At 37.7% G+C, this 17,392-nt stretch carries 16 protein-coding genes; 9 read left to right on the top strand and 7 right to left on the bottom strand.

Annotated elements, in window-relative coordinates:
* Nucleotides 1–49 precede the first annotated feature (49 nt).
* The 4 genes from BBI00_RS12115 to BBI00_RS12100 all read left to right on the top strand — a co-directional run bounded on the left by BBI00_RS12115 (nucleotide 50) and on the right by BBI00_RS12100 (nucleotide 3,219).
* Entirely contained in the window at nucleotides 50–685 is a 636-nt protein-coding gene (locus tag BBI00_RS12115) for a DUF4241 domain-containing protein (protein ID WP_065399011.1), read from the top strand.
* 68 nt (nucleotides 686–753) lie between these two features.
* A complete protein-coding gene (locus tag BBI00_RS12110; RefSeq protein ID WP_065399010.1) occupies nucleotides 754–1,644 on the top strand; it encodes a ribokinase in 891 nt (296 codons plus the stop codon).
* Nucleotides 1,645–1,732: 88 nt separating this feature from the next.
* A complete protein-coding gene (locus BBI00_RS12105) occupies nucleotides 1,733–2,575 on the top strand; it encodes an alpha/beta hydrolase family protein (protein WP_065399009.1) in 843 nt (280 codons plus the stop codon).
* Nucleotides 2,575–3,219 (top strand): HD domain-containing protein, encoded by a 645-nt coding sequence (locus tag BBI00_RS12100; protein WP_065399008.1) that lies wholly within the window; start codon nucleotides 2,575–2,577, stop codon nucleotides 3,217–3,219. Before BBI00_RS12105 ends, BBI00_RS12100 begins: the two co-directional genes overlap by 1 nt.
* Here the strand turns inward: BBI00_RS12100 and BBI00_RS12095 are convergent.
* Nucleotides 3,216–4,448, bottom strand: coding sequence for a porin family protein (locus BBI00_RS12095; protein WP_065399007.1), 1,233 nt, complete (start codon nucleotides 4,446–4,448; stop codon nucleotides 3,216–3,218). The genes BBI00_RS12100 and BBI00_RS12095 overlap by 4 nt on opposite strands.
* A 68-nt stretch (nucleotides 4,449–4,516) precedes the next feature.
* Here BBI00_RS12095 and BBI00_RS12090 point away from each other — a divergent pair, with 68 nt between their 5' ends.
* Complete coding sequence (locus BBI00_RS12090) at nucleotides 4,517–5,116, top strand: hypothetical protein (RefSeq protein ID WP_083988487.1); 600 nt, start codon at nucleotides 4,517–4,519, stop codon at nucleotides 5,114–5,116.
* Nucleotides 5,117–5,177: 61 nt separating this feature from the next.
* Here BBI00_RS12090 and BBI00_RS12085 read toward each other — a convergent pair whose 3' ends face one another.
* From BBI00_RS12085 to BBI00_RS12060, 6 genes are all read right to left on the bottom strand, one after another.
* Entirely contained in the window at nucleotides 5,178–5,408 is a 231-nt protein-coding gene (locus tag BBI00_RS12085; RefSeq protein ID WP_065399006.1) for a hypothetical protein, read from the bottom strand.
* Between the two features lie 176 nt (nucleotides 5,409–5,584).
* Nucleotides 5,585–6,475, bottom strand: a complete 891-nt coding sequence (locus tag BBI00_RS12080) for a DUF72 domain-containing protein (RefSeq protein WP_065399005.1) — start codon at nucleotides 6,473–6,475, stop codon at nucleotides 5,585–5,587.
* Nucleotides 6,476–6,574: 99 nt separating this feature from the next.
* Nucleotides 6,575–8,719: a T9SS type A sorting domain-containing protein gene (locus BBI00_RS12075; protein ID WP_065399004.1), complete on the bottom strand. Its 2,145-nt coding sequence runs from the start codon at nucleotides 8,717–8,719 to the stop codon at nucleotides 6,575–6,577.
* 303 nt (nucleotides 8,720–9,022) lie between these two features.
* Nucleotides 9,023–10,681, bottom strand: a complete 1,659-nt coding sequence (locus tag BBI00_RS12070; protein ID WP_065399003.1) for a ribonucleoside-diphosphate reductase subunit alpha — start codon at nucleotides 10,679–10,681, stop codon at nucleotides 9,023–9,025.
* 55 nt (nucleotides 10,682–10,736) lie between these two features.
* On the bottom strand, nucleotides 10,737–11,027 hold the full coding sequence (locus BBI00_RS12065) for a hypothetical protein (RefSeq protein WP_065399002.1): 291 nt from the start codon (nucleotides 11,025–11,027) through the stop codon (nucleotides 10,737–10,739).
* A gap of 128 nt (nucleotides 11,028–11,155) precedes the next feature.
* Nucleotides 11,156–12,130, bottom strand: a complete 975-nt coding sequence (locus BBI00_RS12060) for a ribonucleotide-diphosphate reductase subunit beta (protein ID WP_065399001.1) — start codon at nucleotides 12,128–12,130, stop codon at nucleotides 11,156–11,158.
* Between the two features lie 425 nt (nucleotides 12,131–12,555).
* On the opposite strand from BBI00_RS12060, the gene BBI00_RS12055 reads away from it, so the two are divergent.
* From BBI00_RS12055 to BBI00_RS12040, 4 genes are all read left to right on the top strand, one after another.
* The gene (locus tag BBI00_RS12055) at nucleotides 12,556–13,245 is read left to right on the top strand and encodes an ABC transporter ATP-binding protein (protein ID WP_065399000.1); all 690 of its coding nucleotides are present in this window, start codon (nucleotides 12,556–12,558) and stop codon (nucleotides 13,243–13,245) included.
* Nucleotides 13,246–13,322: 77 nt separating this feature from the next.
* A complete protein-coding gene (locus tag BBI00_RS12050; protein ID WP_065398999.1) occupies nucleotides 13,323–14,552 on the top strand; it encodes an ABC transporter permease in 1,230 nt (409 codons plus the stop codon).
* A 96-nt stretch (nucleotides 14,553–14,648) separates the two neighbouring features.
* On the top strand, nucleotides 14,649–15,920 hold the full coding sequence (locus BBI00_RS12045) for an ABC transporter permease (protein ID WP_065398998.1): 1,272 nt from the start codon (nucleotides 14,649–14,651) through the stop codon (nucleotides 15,918–15,920).
* A 104-nt stretch (nucleotides 15,921–16,024) separates the two neighbouring features.
* A complete protein-coding gene (locus tag BBI00_RS12040) occupies nucleotides 16,025–17,236 on the top strand; it encodes an efflux RND transporter periplasmic adaptor subunit (protein WP_065398997.1) in 1,212 nt (403 codons plus the stop codon).
* Nucleotides 17,237–17,392 lie beyond the last annotated feature (156 nt).

Genomic DNA, 17,392 nt, shown 5'->3' with positions numbered 1-17,392 from the left:
ATACAGATGAATACTTGTATCCAGCCTGATGGTTTAAAGAATAAATAAAATGAAACATATAGAAAACATAAAAAAACTATTCTCAAGGGATTTTGTGGAAAACCCGTTACTGGAAAGTTTTGAAGTAGGAAAAATCTATCTTTCCAGTGGAAAACTGGTAGCCTGTGATCCGCTGATCACCAATGATATGCTTCCTTTTACTACAGAATTTCCCAAAGGAGACTTTTCTGTAATGCTGCATAAGGAAAGAGAAAGTAATTGCGTGGCCTATGCCGAAATTATATTCAGTCATGCTGAAATAAAAGACTGGAAGCTGGCAACTACGTCGGGACAAAATCTGAAGGAGCTGGCAGAAGGGGAAGTCTTTGGATATCCGGTAGAAAGCGGTATGGGATGTTTCATGGATGTGGATACGCAGAACAGTCTCAATGTGCTGGAACAAAAACTCTATCAGAATAAAGGAGGAGATTTCATGGGAATCTATGAAGAATTTTTCCATGATTATTTCTTTGATGAAAACGGAGCTATAGATCAGTACGCTTTTCTGAAGCCGGCAAAAGATCATCCCGGAACTATATTTGCATTTGAGACAGGATACGGAGAAGGTTTTTATGCCAGTTATATTGCTTATGACAAGGATCAGTTACCGGTAAAGATAATTACTGAATTTATTGAAATAAGTTAATTAAAAATAGTTATTTTTGATCTGCTATTTTTTAGAAATATTAAACTTTAATGCCAATATAAAACACAATGAATTTCTCATCAGAACAACCCCGAATTATCGTTGTAGGTAGTTCATCAATAGACCTGGTCCTGGAAACTGAAAAACTTCCTTTACCCAATGAAACGGTTTTAGCTGTTAATTCAGACAGCTATTTTGGAGGAAAAGGAGCTAATCAGGCGGTAGGAACTGCCAGACTAGGGGCAAGCGTTTATTTTATAGGATGTGTGGGGATGGATCCTCTTGGGCAGCAGATCATGAGGAATCTGGTAAGTGAAAATGTAAACGTAGGCTTTGTTCATGAGACAGATAAAGAATCAACAGGAACAGCTTATGTAACCACCTCCGACGGAAATGCAGCTATTGTTGTAGTTCCGGCAGCCAATAAATACCTCAATAACGACCATATTGACGAGGCGGATAAATATTTTCACACCGCAGATCTTATACTTGTACAGCTTGAAGTGTCTATGGCAGTTGTAGAATATACCGTCAGAAAAGCCAAGAAATATGGTAAAAAAGTAGGATTATATGCTTCTCCTGCAATGAGGGTGAGCGAAGAGATTTTAGAGCAGGTAGACTTCATTGTGGCCAAAAGCAGCGAGCTGTATACTATTTTTGGGGAAGAGAAGAGAGAAGATGTTCTTAAAAAATATTTCAACAAAGTATTTGTAAGAGACGATACCAATTCTACCATTTATTTTGATGGAACAGAGATGAAATATTACAGGAACGATAAAGACGAGACAGTTTACAAGATGGGAATGGGAGATGCATTCACCTCAGGGTTTGCCATAGCACTTTGCCATGGAAATTCTATCGAGGAATGTGTGAAGTTTGGAAATGAAGTGTCATCAAGGGTTTCCGGAGGTAAAGGATCCCAGACAGGATTACCGAGAATCTCAGATTTTCTTTCTTAAGCTATTTACGGCATATCAAAAGTATGAAACTTAACATAAAGATATACTTAAAATGTCCACTTTTATAGTGGATTTTTTCTTTTATGCTATGGAAAAACTAATACTTACTACAGAAGACCATGCTTCGCTCGCTGTCCACCTTTTTAAGCCGGAAAAAAGCAACGGAAAATTATTACTCATCAACTCGGCAACAGGAGTTAAACAGCAGGTATATTTTTCTTTTGCCAGCTATTTTTCTGAGCAGGGATTCACGGTTATTACCTATGACTATCGGGGAATAGGACTCTCCAAACCAAAAGATATGAGGGGCTTCCACAGCTCTATGAGAATATGGGGTTCCAGAGACTATAAAACACTGACGCAATACATCAGAACAAATTTCCCGGAATACCGGAAATACTGCCTGGGACATTCTGTAGGGGCATTGATTTTAGGGATGAATGAAGATTCCAAAATGTTTGATGAATTTGTTTTTGTAGGAACACAAAATGCTTTTGTTGGTAACCTGAGACCAAAAACAAAAATTGAAGCCTATCTGGGCTTTGGAATTGTTCAGCCATTAACCACTTCATTATTAGGATATTTCCCGGCACATTGGTTCGGACTTGGAGAAAGTCTTCCAAAAAATTGTGCATATGACTGGAGAACCTTAATTTTAAACAGGAAATCCACCAACAGACTGTTGGAAAAAATTGAGGACTATTCTAAAAAATTAACACAGAATGTATTTGTCATTCGTGCCGAAGATGATGTATGGCTGACGGAAAAAGGCGTATTGAGCTTACTGAACAATACCTATCCTAATCTTAAACCTAAGTACAGACTGGTGAAAACTTCCGAATCTGATAAAAAAGAAATCGGACATATTAATTTTTTTAGAAGTTATAACAGTAAACTCTGGGATATTATATTAAATGAACTGATAGATTAATGAAAAGTACGATTGATAACACCGTAAAATTTGTAAAAGAAAAGTTAGAAGGAGCTGAAGCAGGACATGACTGGTTCCATATTGAAAGAGTCTGGAAACTGGCAACTAAAATTGCTGAAACCGAAGATTGTGATAAAGACGTAGTAGAGCTGTCAGCACTTCTTCATGACATTGCAGATCCCAAATTCCATAACGGTGATGAAACCATAGCTCCGAAGATTTCCAGAGAATTTCTCCAAAGTCAGGAAGTTTCTGAAGAAACAATAGAAAAGGTCTTATTTGTGATTGAAAATATTTCCTTTAAGAACAGAAGTCAGGCCCCGGAAAATCCACCGGTTGAGCTTAAAATAGTACAGGATGCAGACCGCATCGATGCCATTGGAGCGATTGGAATTGCCAGAACGTTCAATTTCGGAGGCTTTAAAAATAATCCGATGTATGATCCTGCGGTTCAGCCCAATTTAGGAATGTCCAAAGAAGAATATAAAAAGTCCAATGGTACAACCATCAATCATTTCTACGAAAAATTACTCCTTCTGAAAGATCTCATGAATACAGAACAGGGAAAAAAAATGGCCGAAGAAAGACACAATTATATGATGAATTTCCTCGACCAGTTTTATAAAGAGTGGAATGTAGATTAGAAAATATTGTATCCTATAATTAAGGAAGTATATTTCAGATCGGCATAAGGCCCTTTTTCCTCCAACATATTAATGCTGGTATTATATCTTGCTTCTATACTGTATTTGTTGTTATAATTGAATCCTATTCCAAAAACAGCACTTTTGAAACTTTGGGATGATGACAATTTCAATCTGTCAAATACATAACCGTCATAGTCTACTGCATAATCTTTAGACGAACTGGTTTTCAGCGTAAGGAAGTTAATACCGGCATTGATGAAGATTTTAGATTTATCATTGATAAACATATAATGTCTTATACTTAGCGGAATACTGATAAATGAATAATTATCCACATGCATATTATAAAGGTCGTCAGAAGTCCTGATTGTTGCCTTATTGTTGTAAAGAGAGAATGTAGGTTCAACCACAACCGACCATTTGTTTCTGTTAAATGGTAATACCAGCTCTGCTTCAGCTCCTATCCTGAATCCTGTTTTTGAAGGAAGACCATCATTACGATAAGCCCCGGCGATGTCTACCGGAGAATAGAAATTAAGTCCCGGCCTGATATTTAAGTTGAATTTTGATTTCTTTGTGGAATCAGAGAACGACTGTTCATAGGAAGTTCCCGAAACCTTAGCATTGTATGCCCTGAAAATTTTCTTAAGGTCACTGCCGGTATATTTCGTTTTTCCAGCTTGTATCTGCACATTACTGTCGTCAGGGAAGATTGTTTTCAATTGATCAATATACTCTTCGTTTACGGCGATCTGAGAACTGTTCCCGTTGAAAAAATATTTTTTATAGATTAGCGGCTGAATAGAAGAATCTGCATCGGCATAAAAATATCTTATGACATTTTCTCCCTGATAAGAATATAGATTTTTATTACCGGTTACGATTTCTTTTAAAAATACGGATGCTTTTCTTAATTCCGGTTCCTTGCCCGAAGAAAGATCTGTGATATTATCAGATGAATAATCGATATCCCCGTTGTACGTAACGTATTTTACATCATTGTAAATCCCGAATTCTTTAATGACGGATGGAGTTCCTGTGGTTTCAGCAGATTTTTCATCTGTCTTATAAACGAAGCTGTTAGGATTGCTTACCCATCCCAGATTTTTGATGAATACTTCTTTTTTAGTGTTATCACTGCTGATGATATAGCCTTTTTCAAATTTAATCTGTGCACAGATGGCAATAATGAAGAAGGAAAAGAAGCCTGTCAATGCTTTTTTCATGGTTATTTGAGTTAAAATTTCGGTGGCAAATATAGATAAAATACAGAGAAGAAGTATCTTTGTAAAATATGACACTCATTATTTTTATAATATTTCTGGCTTCTGTTCTTTCTTTGGTCCTGTTTAAGGTAAAATCCGGAGGAATGGCGAAATGGGCAAAACTGTTTCGTATCGTAACGGTGGTTTCTTCTATTTCTGTTTTCACCTATTGGTTTATCAAGAAAAGTGCGGTGGCGTTTGTAGACAATTCCGTGGGTCTTCAGGTGATCAATAAGCTTCCTCAGACGCTGGATTTCTATCTGATCAATGTAAACAAAGCAGATAATAATGTTATCCTTCAACCTAAGCATATCGGAAAGATACGGCCGGAATATTACAGAATAGAATACCTGAAAATGGATAAGTCTGATGAATACTGGATCGCCGGATATCTCGGAAAAAAAAATCTGGTCTATTTTTCACAGCATTCTGTACCCAATAAAAATATTGATCAGATTGTAGAAGTACAGAACTATATCAATCAGAGTATGAAGCTTTCTGATGCGGCAAAAAAACAGGTAGATGCCTATAATTATGAAAATGTAAAGCTGGGGATCTGGATTACATTAGATTTTCTGCTGTTGTTTCTGAACCTGGTGTTGCTTCTGAAAAAAAATAAAACTGCATAAAGATCCTGTAAAAATAAATGAGCCATTGAAAATCAACGGCTCATTATTTTTATTTTACGGATCAGGGATAATCCAGGATCTGCATGATTCGCTCTTTAAATTCTTCAGGACAGCTCCTGACTAATTTATCTTTATTTTGTTTGCTGATCTGGCCGGGTTCCAGCCATTCAACTTTATTGGAATTCAAGCTGTGATTATCGAATACTCTTTTGATTTTGTGATTCTCATAAAAGATATATTCATCACCGAGCCAGTTGCTCGCGATACTGATTTTACAAATTTCCTTTTCCATGTCTAATTTTTTTATACATACCGTTTAGTGAATTACGGTATACTCTAATGTAAGAAAAAATCTGTTATGAAAAGGGTTTGTAGCTTTTGTAAGACTAAATTAAAATGAGTCTATTTAATTTTTTTAAGCTTGAATAATTGTTAGCTTTTGAATAATCCCTGCAAACATTAATGGATTTAAAACAGGGTTCCCGTATTTTCCGTTGCCATTTGTGGAATGTGAAGATCAGTTTTCCAATCCTCATTCAGCTTTTTGATAAAGTATGCGGACAGAAGGGGAGATGCCTTTTCTATATTCTGATGAACAAAAAAGTAGATATTCTGAAGACCTTCCTTTTTCCATTTTGTCAGATGTTTCATCCAGTCATCCAGTCTTTCATAATCACTTTCCGCATTGGCTCCTACATAGCGGATAAAGGCATTGGGAGTGGTAAGGCGCATATGAAGCATATCTCTTCTTCCGGCAGTATCTACAATAATGTTGGTGATATTGTGGGCTTCAAAAAGTTCACAGGTTGTATTGAGGATTTCTTCATCTGTAAACCATTCCGTATTTCTGAGCTCTATCGCCAAAGGAACTTCTTTGGGCCATTCTTTCACAAATTTCTCTAATCTGTCGTAATCTTTAGGTTTAAAATTATCATGAAGCTGAAGGAAGGCCATTCCTAATTTCTCATCAAAATTAATGACTGCTGAAGCAAACTGGGTAACAGGATCTGTCACATCAATCAGTCTTCTGAAATGGGAAACGGTATTGGTGATCTTAGGGAAAAACTTAAAATTTTCCGGAGTCTTCTCTTTCCATGTTTTTACCTGGTCAGGGGTAGGCATTCCGTAGAAAGTGGCATTCAGCTCAATAGAATTGAATTGTGTGGCGTAATAGGTCAGTTCGTCTTTCGTTCCCTTGGGATAAAAACCTTTAAGGTCTGTTTTATTCCATTTGGCACATCCTATAGAGATATTTTCCAGTCCTTTTTTATTCTGGCTTAAAATTTCTTTGGTTCTGGGATGATCCTGAGGAAGGGTGAAATCTATTTTTGACGGGTCTTCTACTTGTCCGAATTTCATATCTGTTGTGTTATAGCATTAAACAATAAACACAAATATAAACCAAAAAAATCATAGAAAGTTCTATGATTTTTGGTGAAAATAATAGTACCGTAAATATTATTTTTTTATAATTTTTTCAGTAACCTGTTTTTTATCGGTTGTCACTTTTATAAAATAAACAGCCGTAGGATAGCCCGAAAGATCAATTTTTACAATATCCCGGTTAACATCTCTGTTGAGAATAATTCTTCCCTGGGAATCGATAAGCTGTATGTTCTTTATGGGAGTATCAGAGCTTACCTGTAATATATCTTTCACCGGATTAGGGAAAACTCTGATCTGTTTTGTATTGATTTTTGCAGTATCAATTTTCAGGAAAGAATTTCCGCAGTTGGTAGTAAATGTAATATCCGGATACATGGTCTGAAGATCGCTGAGCTGGGCATCATCCACACAAACTGATACATTCGAATTGTTATTGTTAAGATCAACGAACTCTTCTATGGAGCCGTTTCTCAGATTAACAGAAGCAAGATTAGTCATATCCGATAATACAACAGATTCCAGATGTGATGATGTGGAAAAGTCAAGCTGATGAATCTGAGGACACCTATGAACACGTACATTGCTTAGATTAATATTATCAGAAGTATTCACCTGAGCCAGCAATGGCAGATCTGCCAATGATAAAAATTCCAAATTGGTATTGTTTGTCATATTGACTGAATTGAGAAGGCTGTTTTCATAGAGATTCAAGGATTGCAGTGCCACACAGTCTTTGGTATCCAGAGATGTTATTTTTGTATTGCTTACCTTAATATCTTTAAAACCGGTACATTGGCTGAGGTTGATATTTTCTAAATTGGAGAACATATATCCGATGGATAAGTTTTGCAGTCCCGGGCAATTCTCCAGATCCAGTTTTCTTAAATCCTGATTGTTGCCAAATTCAAAATTGGTGAGTGTGATACAGTTTTTAGCAACAATATTTTGAAGATTTGCCGGTCCCTGTGTATTGCCGGTCATAAAACGATCTGTTTTTAAAGTATGCAGAAGTGAAAGGTTACTCACATCCACTGTATTCATATATCCACAGGTATTGGTGACATCAATATTTTCCAGCGCTTGTGCAGCACTGAAATTTACATTATTGGCTATTTTCTGATTGAAAGCTTTTAAAACTTTAAGCTTGGGAAGCCCTGCAAGATTTAATGTATTGACATTTCCGAAATAGACTCCTGAAGTGGTATAATATACATACCTGTTATAGAAAGCGCAGTCTAATTCTTCAAGATTGGTCAACCCTGCAGCACTGAAATCAACAGTTGGAGTGTTTAGACCTTTTATTTTCTTTAAAGATGAACAGCCATTAAGGTTTATCGCAGAGAAATAGGATCCGTTTGAATCGTAGTGATCTGTATCAGCAATGACTTCCTGAAGGTTGGTACAATTATTGGCAATCAGTTCGATATTCTGGTTAGAGTTGGCTGTAGTGGAAGGAAAATATCCCCCTGTGATCGCAATTTTTGTGAGTGTATTCAGATGAGGAACAGTAATCTTCTCCAAAAACTTACAGGAATCAAAAGTTATCGTTTGAATACTGGAATTTTCAATATACAGTTCCCTCAGTTCAGCAGAACTGATCAATGCATTACCGTTAATTTGCTGACAGTTTTTGATCCTTAAACTATTTTCATCAGGAGACCATGGATTACCGGAAATCTGATAAGCGATAACGTCTGCAATGTTCTGAATTCCCGGGCAGTTATCAAAGGACAGATTAATAGGAGAAGCTATATATTGGCCTCCTTGTGATAAATCATAATAAAAAGGTCTTCCTTGTACTTTTTTTATTGTAGAATTATTGCTAAAGCTGATGTTAGCCGTTTTGGTATTCCAGAAATAAAGTTCTTCAAGATTGGGGAAAAGCTGTGCATCTGAAATTCCGTCCGGCAGGTGGCTGTTGTAATAGGCTGTTTTTATGTTAGCAGGATCAGATGTATTGCCGCCAGGATTAATGTATGCCTGGTCAGGATCCATTCTGATTGTCAGAACTTTCACCTGCTGTGCTTCTGAAAGCTGGATTTCTCCGTCTCCGTTCGTGTCTATAGCAATAGAGTTTCCGTTAAAGTCCTGTACAATGTGGTTCGTGGCATTGGAACTTAGAAGTAAAGCTTTAAATTTTGCATCAGAAAAATTAAGATGCTGAGCGTAAGCGATAGAACATCCGCTTACACATAAGGTAAGAAAAATTTTTTTCATATTTGAGTTTTTAGGTTATATAAGATTGTTTACAAATCCCTTGCTGTACAATTTTATCGTGTAAATATAATATCTTTTTTTGAAATAAATAGATTTTAATAATGTATAAATCGTTTTCCACTGATCCCTATATTAAATTAAAAAGTATCACCGAAAACGAATTCAACAGGAACGGCTTCAGTCTGTTTTTAAATATAAAATTACTCCATTGGCTTAGCTTAAACCTATTTCTTTAGCAGAAACAAGAAAAGCACCCCTTTCGGCGTGCTTTTGTAAATAATATAGTGTGTTTATTACTTGATCCTATGCTTCACAGCTTGAGCATGATACAAAGTTCACCATCATTTCTTTCGAAACGGAAGAACTTCTTTGGTAGTAAAGTGTTTTTACCCCTTTTTTCCATGCTTCAATATACAGGTAGTTTACATCTTTTACAGGCATTGTAGATGGGATCTGAAGGTTCAGAGACTGTGCCTGGTCAATGTATTGCTGTCTTTGTGCTGCCTGAGAAATGATCTCCATCGGAGAGATTTCCTTGAATGTTTTGAATACTGCTTTCTCTTCAGCAGTAAGCTCGTTCAGGTGCTGTACAGAACCATGGTTCAGCATGATTGTTCTCCACGTTTCTTCGTTATCCAGTCCTTTTTCTTTCAATAGTTTTGCCAGGTATTTGTTCTTACGCATAAAGTTTCCTTTTGCAAGACCTGCTTTATAATAGTTGGAAGAGAAAGGTTCAATTCCCGGAGAAGTCTGTCCCAGGATTGCAGAACTGGAAGTGGTAGGAGCAATAGCCATTGTAGTGGTATTTCTTAATCCGTACCCTTTCAGTACTTCCGGCTCTCCGTAAATGTTAGCCAGTTCTCTTGAAGCCTGCTCAGCCTGCTCTTTAATATGTCTGAATGCTCTTGCGTTGAACTGAGTCGCTTCAAAGCTTTCAAATGGGATCATGTTTTTCTGCAGGTACGAATGGTATCCTAAAACTCCTAATCCAAGGGCTCTGTGACGCATTGCGAAGTTTCTTGCTCCCTGTAAGTAGTAGTTTCCTTCCGTTTTATCAATGAATTCAGATAATACGGCATCAAGGAAGTATACTGCCAATTTTACCGCATCTGTATCTTTCCACTCATCATATAATTCAAGGTTCATGGAAGACAGACAGCAGATGAATGATTCTTCCATTGTGGATGGAAGCATGATTTCAGAACAAAGGTTACTTGCGTTTACCGTCATTCCTAAATCTTTATATACCTGAGGTTTGTTTCTGTTGACGTTATCGGTAAAGAAAATATAAGGAAGTCCTTTCTGCTGGCGGCTTTCCAATACTCTTGCCCAAACTTTACGCTTGTCCATATCACCGTCAATCATATCCTGCATCCAGTAATCCGGAACACATACTCCGGTGAACAGGTTCTGAATCGGGCTACCGATATCTTTAATGGATAAAAATTCTTCAATATCTCCGTGGTCAATATCTAAGTAAGCAGCAAAAGCCCCTCTTCTTACACCTCCCTGTGAAACAACATCCATTGCGGTATCAAAAAGCTTCATAAATGAAACAGCTCCGGAAGATTTTCCGTTATCCGTTACAGCTGTTCCTCTGTTTCTAAGCTCTCCGAAATAGCCTGAAGTACCACCTCCGATTTTTGTCTGCATGATCACTTCACCCATTTTATGGGTAATTCCTTCAATGCTGTCCGGAATGTGGGTGTTGAAACAAGAGATCGGAAGACCTCTCTCTGTTCCCATATTAGCCCATACGGGAGAAGAGAAACTGATCCATCCTTTTGTGATCATTTCTTTGAAAGCTGGCTGAAGTTCCGGCTTGTATAACCTTTTTGCAGCAGCAGTGGTGATTCTGTCGATAGCTCCGTCTACCGTTTCACCTTTCAACAGATATCCTCTGTTCAACATCTGCTCAGACTCTTCGTTGAGCCACCATATATTTGAATTTTGCTCTTCCATAGATGTTATATTTTCGAATTCCGGGATGAGATAACCACCCCGGAATTTTGTTTTTTTATAATATTGATTGTAAAAATTCTACTTTGTGGGAACCGTTCAATCCGCTTTCGTCCCTTAATTTCTGAAATTCTTTAAAAGACGGTACATTCAAAACTTCATGCTGAACTTCTTCATTACTATAGTTTGAATAGTGTACAAAAGTAACGCCATCTTCCTTTACAAAAACTTTGTATTCAAAAGTAGAGGGATCTAATTTTTTAAAATCCTCCAGGAATTTTTGAATATTCGCTTTATTGCTGGGAACGAATCCGGGATTTACCGTATAGGTTACGATTACATTAATCATCTTTTATATTTGTGCCTGTTGTATGTAAAAACTTAGTGTCATATGTTTCTCATAAGCTCATAAGCTTATTTTCAGAATGACTGCGCTGATACTATCTGCTTTGACGCTCGCTTCGCTCGCGCCCCGCATTAGAACAAATCGTTGGCTGTAATACTCTTATCGTGTTTTGTATAATCCACAGGTCGTTTTGCAAAGAAATCATCCAATGAATTGGCGAAAACTTCTTCCTCGAACCATACCATTGGTCTGTATTGTTCCGGAGTGATGTTGTATCTTGTTTTCATATTGATTTTCTTAAGGCTGTCATCCACACGGTATTTCATGAAGTTTAACAGGTCTTCTTTAGATACGTTATCGATTTCACCCAGTTCAAAGATCCAGCTCAGGATATCGCCTTCTTTTGCGATGGATTCGTCTACAAGAGTATAGATATCTTCGATGTCACTTTCTGTCAACAGGTCCGGTTGTTCTTCACGGATTTTATTGATCAGGTAGATTCCTGCATTGGCATGAATTTGTTCATCTACGGAAGTCCATGCAATGATATTGGAAACATTTTTCATGAATCCTTTGAATCTCGTGAAAGAGAGGATGATGGCAAATTGAGAGAAAAGAGAAACATTTTCTACAAGAATACTGAATAATAACAATGCTGAAACGTACTCTTTAGGCGTTGCGGAATTAGCATGTTTCAAAGCATTTCCAAGAAATTCGATTCTTCCTTTTACGGCAGGAATTTCAATTACGTTAAGGAATTCATCATTATATCCCAATACCTCCAATAAACGGGAATAGGCTTCAGAATGACGGAATTCGCATTCTGCAAAAGTAGATCCTAATCCATTGAATTCCGGTTTCGGCAGGTGATTGTATAGATTTCCCCAGAATGTCTTTACAGACACCTCGATCTGTGCAATGGCTAACAGCGCATTTTTCACAGCGTGCTTTTCATGTGGTTCCAACTGCGAATGAAAATCCTGAACATCTGCAGTAAAGTCCACTTCCGAATGTACCCAGAACGATTTGTTGATTGCCTCTACAAATTGAAGAACCTCCGGGTATTCAAATGGCTTATAACTTACTCTTTTATCAAAAATTCCCATATTAAATATCTTTATAATTAAAATAATTTAGATCTCTGTGGATAACGTCCCGGAAATACTTAAGCTTTTGTTTTTCTGAGGGTTGTGAATAGAAGTTATTCACTTTTTCAGTTTCGTATTTCTTGTAAAGAACTAGATACAAAGTTCGAAAAAAAGAACTGATTTTGAAAGAGGTAAATACTAATAGGCTGACTTTTAGCCTGAAAAGTTTTCCACATTTACATGAAACAGGCTCGAATAATAGGCTGGAAGGGAATATTGAGGGTAAAAGGATACAAATCTGAAGTTACAGTTAAACAATTAAACATAAAATACTATAAATAAAGGTTTAATGAGTTAAACAAAAAAATATTTGAATAAATTTTCTTTCTTGTAACAATTTGAAAATCTCGCCTACTTATTGGGTATAAAACATACATCACTTAATGTTAGTAATTCAGGATTTACATAAGTCATACGATACGGGAAAAAGCAAGCTTCACGTTCTCAAAGGAATTAATCTGAATATTTCAGAGGGCGAGTTTGTATCTATTATGGGAAGTTCCGGTTCCGGAAAATCTACCCTTCTTAATATTATTGGTATTCTGGACGAAAAAGATTCCGGTACCTATGAATTGGATGGAGTTCCTATCGAGCACTTATCAGAGATAAAAGCTGCTGAATACAGAAGTAAGTTTTTAGGATTTATTTTTCAGTCTTTTAACCTTATCAGTTACAAAACGGCACTGGAAAACGTAGCGTTACCTCTTTATTACCAGAATGTACCCAGAAAGGAACGGAATCAGAAAGCTTTGGAATATCTTGAAAAAGTAGGGTTGGGACAATGGGCAAACCATTTGCCTAACGAGCTTTCAGGAGGGCAGAAACAGAGGGTGGCCATTGCAAGAGCACTGATTACCAATCCAAAAGTAGTACTGGCGGATGAACCTACCGGAGCCTTGGATTCGAAAACCACCCATGACATTATGAAACTTCTTCAGGATATCAACAATGAAGGCAAAACCATCATTGTAGTAACCCACGAACCGGATGTTGCCGCACAGACCAAAAGAAATGTAGTGCTGAAGGATGGGATCATTGAAAGTGATGAGTTTATAAAGCAGATTGTACTTTAAACAATTTGAAAATTTGAAAATGAGATAATTTGAAAATTAAATGATTTTAATTTTTCAATCTTTTAATACTAATAAAAATGTTTGACCTAGATCGTTGGCAGGAAATATTCAGTTCTATCCGCAGTAATGTACTTCGGACGGTACTTTCAGGGTTTACAGTGGCCCTGGGGCTGTTTATTTTTATTGTACTTTTTGGAATCGGAAAAGGCCTGCAGAATGCTTTCTCAGAAGGGTTTGCAGGAGATGCCAAAAACCTGATCACCATTTATACCGGGAAAACCACTTTGGGCTATAAAGGACTGCAGTCTGACAGAAATGTGACCATGACTAACAGTGACTACGATTTCCTTGTGAATACAGATAAAGAAAAAGTAGGAGCGTCCAGCCCCAGATATGCCACCAACCTGATGGTGAAATACGGAAAGGAAAGCGGCCTTTATCAGGTGCATGGTGCAGAGCCGGGGGAACAGGTTATTGAGAACAGAAAAGTAATTGACGGCCGTTATATCAACTCTTTTGATCTGGAAAGAAAACAGAATGTTGCTGTAATCGGAAGAATGGTACAGAGAGACCTCATAAAAAACGGAGGATCTATAGGAAAGGAGCTAGATATCAACGGAACCATGTTTAAAGTAGTGGGAGTGTTCTCTGATGACGGAGGTGACAGGGATGAAAGACATATCACCGTTCCTATTACCACTTTGCAACAGATGAAAAAAGGATCTGATACTGTTAATATAGCTTATATCGCTTACAATGAAAAACTTACCCCTGAGCAGGCCATCAAATATGGGGATGAGCTGAAAGATAAATTAAAAGCCAGAAAAAATGTTTCTCCGGATGATGAAAATGGAGTCCGTGTCTGGAATAATGCCAAAAACATGAACGATACCTTTACATTTATGGCGGTTCTTACAGCCATTGTCGGATTTATCGGGCTTGGGACCCTGTTGGCCGGAATTATCGGGATCAGTAATATCATGGTTTATATTGTAAAAGAGAGAACCAGAGAAATTGGAGTACGGAAAGCAATTGGAGCTAAGCCGGGAGGTATTGTTGCTCTTATTGTACAGGAAAGCGTTGTGATTACAGTGATTTCCGGATTTGTAGGCGTAGGAATAGGAGTCCTTACACTCAACCTGCTCGGCGATAGTCTTGAAGAATTTTTCATTAAAAACCCAAGTGTAGGATGGGGAACTATTTTTATGGCATTCATTGCACTGGTCTTTTCGGGACTGGTAGCAGGTTTTGTTCCGGCATACAGAGCTTCGAGAATTAAACCGATTGAAGCCTTGAGGACAGAATAACAGTAACCTGAAAGCAGAATAATTTGAAAATTTAGCCTAATAAAAACCATCACAGTTCGGATGGGCTATGATTAAATAATTTATAATAACAGAGAAGTGAACATCATATTTAAAAAAGATACTTGGCAGGAGATCTATTATTCTTTGAGGAATAATAAGCTCCGTACATTTCTTACCATGATCGGCGTAGGATGGGGGATGTTTTTGTATGTAAGCCTTCTTGGAGCAGCAAAAGGAATGGAAAATGGTTTTGATAAACTGTTTTCCGGTTTTGCAACCAATTCGATCTTTTTGTGGGCGCAGAAAACATCTATTCCTTACGAAGGATTTCCTAAAGGCAGGGATGTTCATCTGAACCTGTCCGATATGGAGGTGCTGAAAAAGAAAATACCGGATATTGATTATATCTCGCCGCAAAATTCAAGAGGAAGCTTTACGGGAGGTCCCGGTGAAGCCATGTCAAGAAACGGGAAAAATGCTACTTATGCCCTTACGGGAGACTATTCCGTAGGAAACAAAATTTCAGAAAAGAAACTGATCTTCGGACGTTACATCAATGATGCAGATGTTGCAGGTAACAAAAATGTGGTCGTGATCGGGGAAGAAATTTATAAGAACTTTTTTGATGCCAAGAAAAATGAAAACCCAATCGGAAAATCTGTTAATATCAAAGGATTATTCTTTAATGTGATCGGAGTTTTCCGGGTCAAGAAAGGAGGAGGCTTTGAAAGTGACCAGTCGGCCTTTATTCCCCTTTCCACCTATACCAAGATGTATAATGCAGGAGACCAGGTTGATCTGTTTGCTATTGTCGGAAAGCCTACTGCAGACCTTAATGTGGTGGAAGATCAGATAAAACAGATTTTAAAAACTAAAAATAAGGTTTCCCCTGAAGATACCAATGCATTCGGAAGTGCCAACGTACAGAAAGAATTTAAAAAGCTGACAGGGTTTCTTTCCGGGATGCAGCTGCTGACCATCATCGTGGGAACCCTTACAATCCTTGCAGGGGTAATTGCAATCTCCAATATTCTTTTGATCACCGTAAAAGAAAGAACAAAAGAGATCGGGATCAGACGGGCTTTGGGAGCAAAACCTGCGGAAGTAAGAAATCAGATTCTGCTTGAAAGTGTTGTGATCACCCTTTCTTCAGGGCTTTTGGGATTTATGTCCGGGATTTTTGTACTTATGATCTTAAATATTGCTACCCAGGGCCAGGATTCATTTCCATTCTATAACCCGACTGTTAATTATGGGAATGTATTTGCAGCAATGGCAGTGATGGTGGTTTTAGGATTGATCATCGGAATGATTCCCGCGCAGAGAGCAGTGAAGATTAAACCGATTGAGGCATTAAGAACAGAGTAATTAATTTAAATGATATTATTTGAAAATTTGAAACGGGAGACAACACGGATTGGTCTTTTAAACTTAAATCTTTCAACCTTTTAATTAAAAAATAAACTATACATATGAAAAAGAAATTCACTTGGAAAAAAGCCATTTATATAGTATTGGGGCTTTTCTTTGCAGTGGCATTGTTCTCAGGGATTGGCTATCTTATAAAATCAAACTCTAAGGAAAGTGAGGCTTTCCTTACCCGTAAACCTACCATTCAGAATATGGATGATAAGGTGATGGCTACCGGGAAAATTGTACCGAAGGAAGAGATTGAAATTAAGCCCAACATTACAGGGATCATCGATAAAATCTTAGTGAAAGAAGGAGATAAAGTAGAAGTGGGGCAGCTTATCGCTACGGTGAAAATCGTACCGAGTATTTCTGAAGTAAACGCCGCTCAGCAGGAAGTTCAGAATGCTCAGCTTCAGATCAGCAATGCACAGCTGAATGTTGCTAATATGCAGAAGCAGTTTGAGATGCAGGAAAAGCTTTATAAGCAGGGAGTAGCTTCTAAACAGGAATACCTGAACTCACAGCAGCAGCTGTACTCCCAGCAGCAGACCCTTAAAAATTCCCAGCAGCAGTTGAATACCGCCCAGAAAAGATTACAGATTGCCAAAACCGGTGCTACACCTGAACTTCAGGGGCAGGGACTGGCGACTACACAAATCCGTTCCAAAGCTTCAGGAACCGTTCTTGAAGTTCCTGTGAAATTAGGTAGCCAGGTGATTGAGGCCAATAACTTCAATGCCGGTACAACGATCTGTTCCGTAGCCGATCTGAACTCTCTTATCTTTAAAGGTGAAATTGATGAAGCTCAGGCTGGAAAACTGAGACAGGGGATGGATATGAACATCGTGATCGGTGCCTTACAGAATAAAACCTTCCCCGGGAAACTTACGATGATCGCTCCTAAAGGAAAAGATAATGCAGGGACCATTAAATTTCCGGTAGAAGGAAATGTGGACAATCCTAATAATGAATACATCAGAGCTGGTTTCTCAGCGAATGGTGAAATTGTATTAAGCTCTCAGAAAAATGCTTTATTGATGGACGAATCCTTAGTTCAGTATGAGAAGAAACAGGGAAAAGATGTTCCTTTTGTAGAAGTAAAACAGAAAGACGGCAAATTTAAAAAAGTATATATGAAACTGGGCGCCAGCGATGGAATCAATGTTCAGATTCTTCCGGGGTCTGAGATTACAAAAGATTCTGAAATAAAAGTATGGAACCCGTCTGATAAAGATAAAGAAGAGTTGAAAGAAAAGTCTAAGGCCAAATAATAAACTCACTATAAACTACTAAACTGTTAGGTCCCGGAGGAATATTTCTCCGGGATCTTTTTATTATCTGCTCATTATCAGGAACCAAATAATTCCTACATTTGAACTTAGGTAAATCCGAAATCATCAGATAGAATAAGTTGTTTTTAGAGCAGA

Source organism: Chryseobacterium arthrosphaerae (assembly GCF_001684965.1).
In the GTDB taxonomy this organism is placed as follows: domain Bacteria; phylum Bacteroidota; class Bacteroidia; order Flavobacteriales; family Weeksellaceae; genus Chryseobacterium; species Chryseobacterium arthrosphaerae.
Note: the sequence above shows the minus strand (reverse complement) of the source record. Positions and strands in the feature narration are given on the sequence as shown.

What these genes read in the sequence shown, in the direction of transcription:
- BBI00_RS12110 (WP_065399010.1), top strand. Translation starts at nt 754, where the DNA reads ATGAATTTCTCATCAGAACAACCCCGAATTATCGTTGTAGGTAGTTCA.
- BBI00_RS12070 (WP_065399003.1), bottom strand. Translation starts at nt 10,681, where the DNA reads ATGGAAGAGCAAAATTCAAATATATGGTGGCTCAACGAAGAGTCTGAG.
- BBI00_RS12100 (WP_065399008.1), top strand. Translation starts at nt 2,575, where the DNA reads ATGAAAAGTACGATTGATAACACCGTAAAATTTGTAAAAGAAAAGTTA.
- BBI00_RS12075 (WP_065399004.1), bottom strand. Translation starts at nt 8,719, where the DNA reads ATGAAAAAAATTTTTCTTACCTTATGTGTAAGCGGATGTTCTATCGCT.
- BBI00_RS12080 (WP_065399005.1), bottom strand. Translation starts at nt 6,475, where the DNA reads ATGAAATTCGGACAAGTAGAAGACCCGTCAAAAATAGATTTCACCCTT.
- BBI00_RS12040 (WP_065398997.1), top strand. Translation starts at nt 16,025, where the DNA reads ATGAAAAAGAAATTCACTTGGAAAAAAGCCATTTATATAGTATTGGGG.
- BBI00_RS12105 (WP_065399009.1), top strand. Translation starts at nt 1,733, where the DNA reads ATGGAAAAACTAATACTTACTACAGAAGACCATGCTTCGCTCGCTGTC.
- BBI00_RS12115 (WP_065399011.1), top strand. Translation starts at nt 50, where the DNA reads ATGAAACATATAGAAAACATAAAAAAACTATTCTCAAGGGATTTTGTG.
- BBI00_RS12085 (WP_065399006.1), bottom strand. Translation starts at nt 5,408, where the DNA reads ATGGAAAAGGAAATTTGTAAAATCAGTATCGCGAGCAACTGGCTCGGT.
- BBI00_RS12090 (WP_083988487.1), top strand. Translation starts at nt 4,517, where the DNA reads ATGACACTCATTATTTTTATAATATTTCTGGCTTCTGTTCTTTCTTTG.
- BBI00_RS12060 (WP_065399001.1), bottom strand. Translation starts at nt 12,130, where the DNA reads ATGGGAATTTTTGATAAAAGAGTAAGTTATAAGCCATTTGAATACCCG.
- BBI00_RS12095 (WP_065399007.1), bottom strand. Translation starts at nt 4,448, where the DNA reads ATGAAAAAAGCATTGACAGGCTTCTTTTCCTTCTTCATTATTGCCATC.
- BBI00_RS12055 (WP_065399000.1), top strand. Translation starts at nt 12,556, where the DNA reads ATGTTAGTAATTCAGGATTTACATAAGTCATACGATACGGGAAAAAGC.
- BBI00_RS12065 (WP_065399002.1), bottom strand. Translation starts at nt 11,027, where the DNA reads ATGATTAATGTAATCGTAACCTATACGGTAAATCCCGGATTCGTTCCC.
- BBI00_RS12050 (WP_065398999.1), top strand. Translation starts at nt 13,323, where the DNA reads ATGTTTGACCTAGATCGTTGGCAGGAAATATTCAGTTCTATCCGCAGT.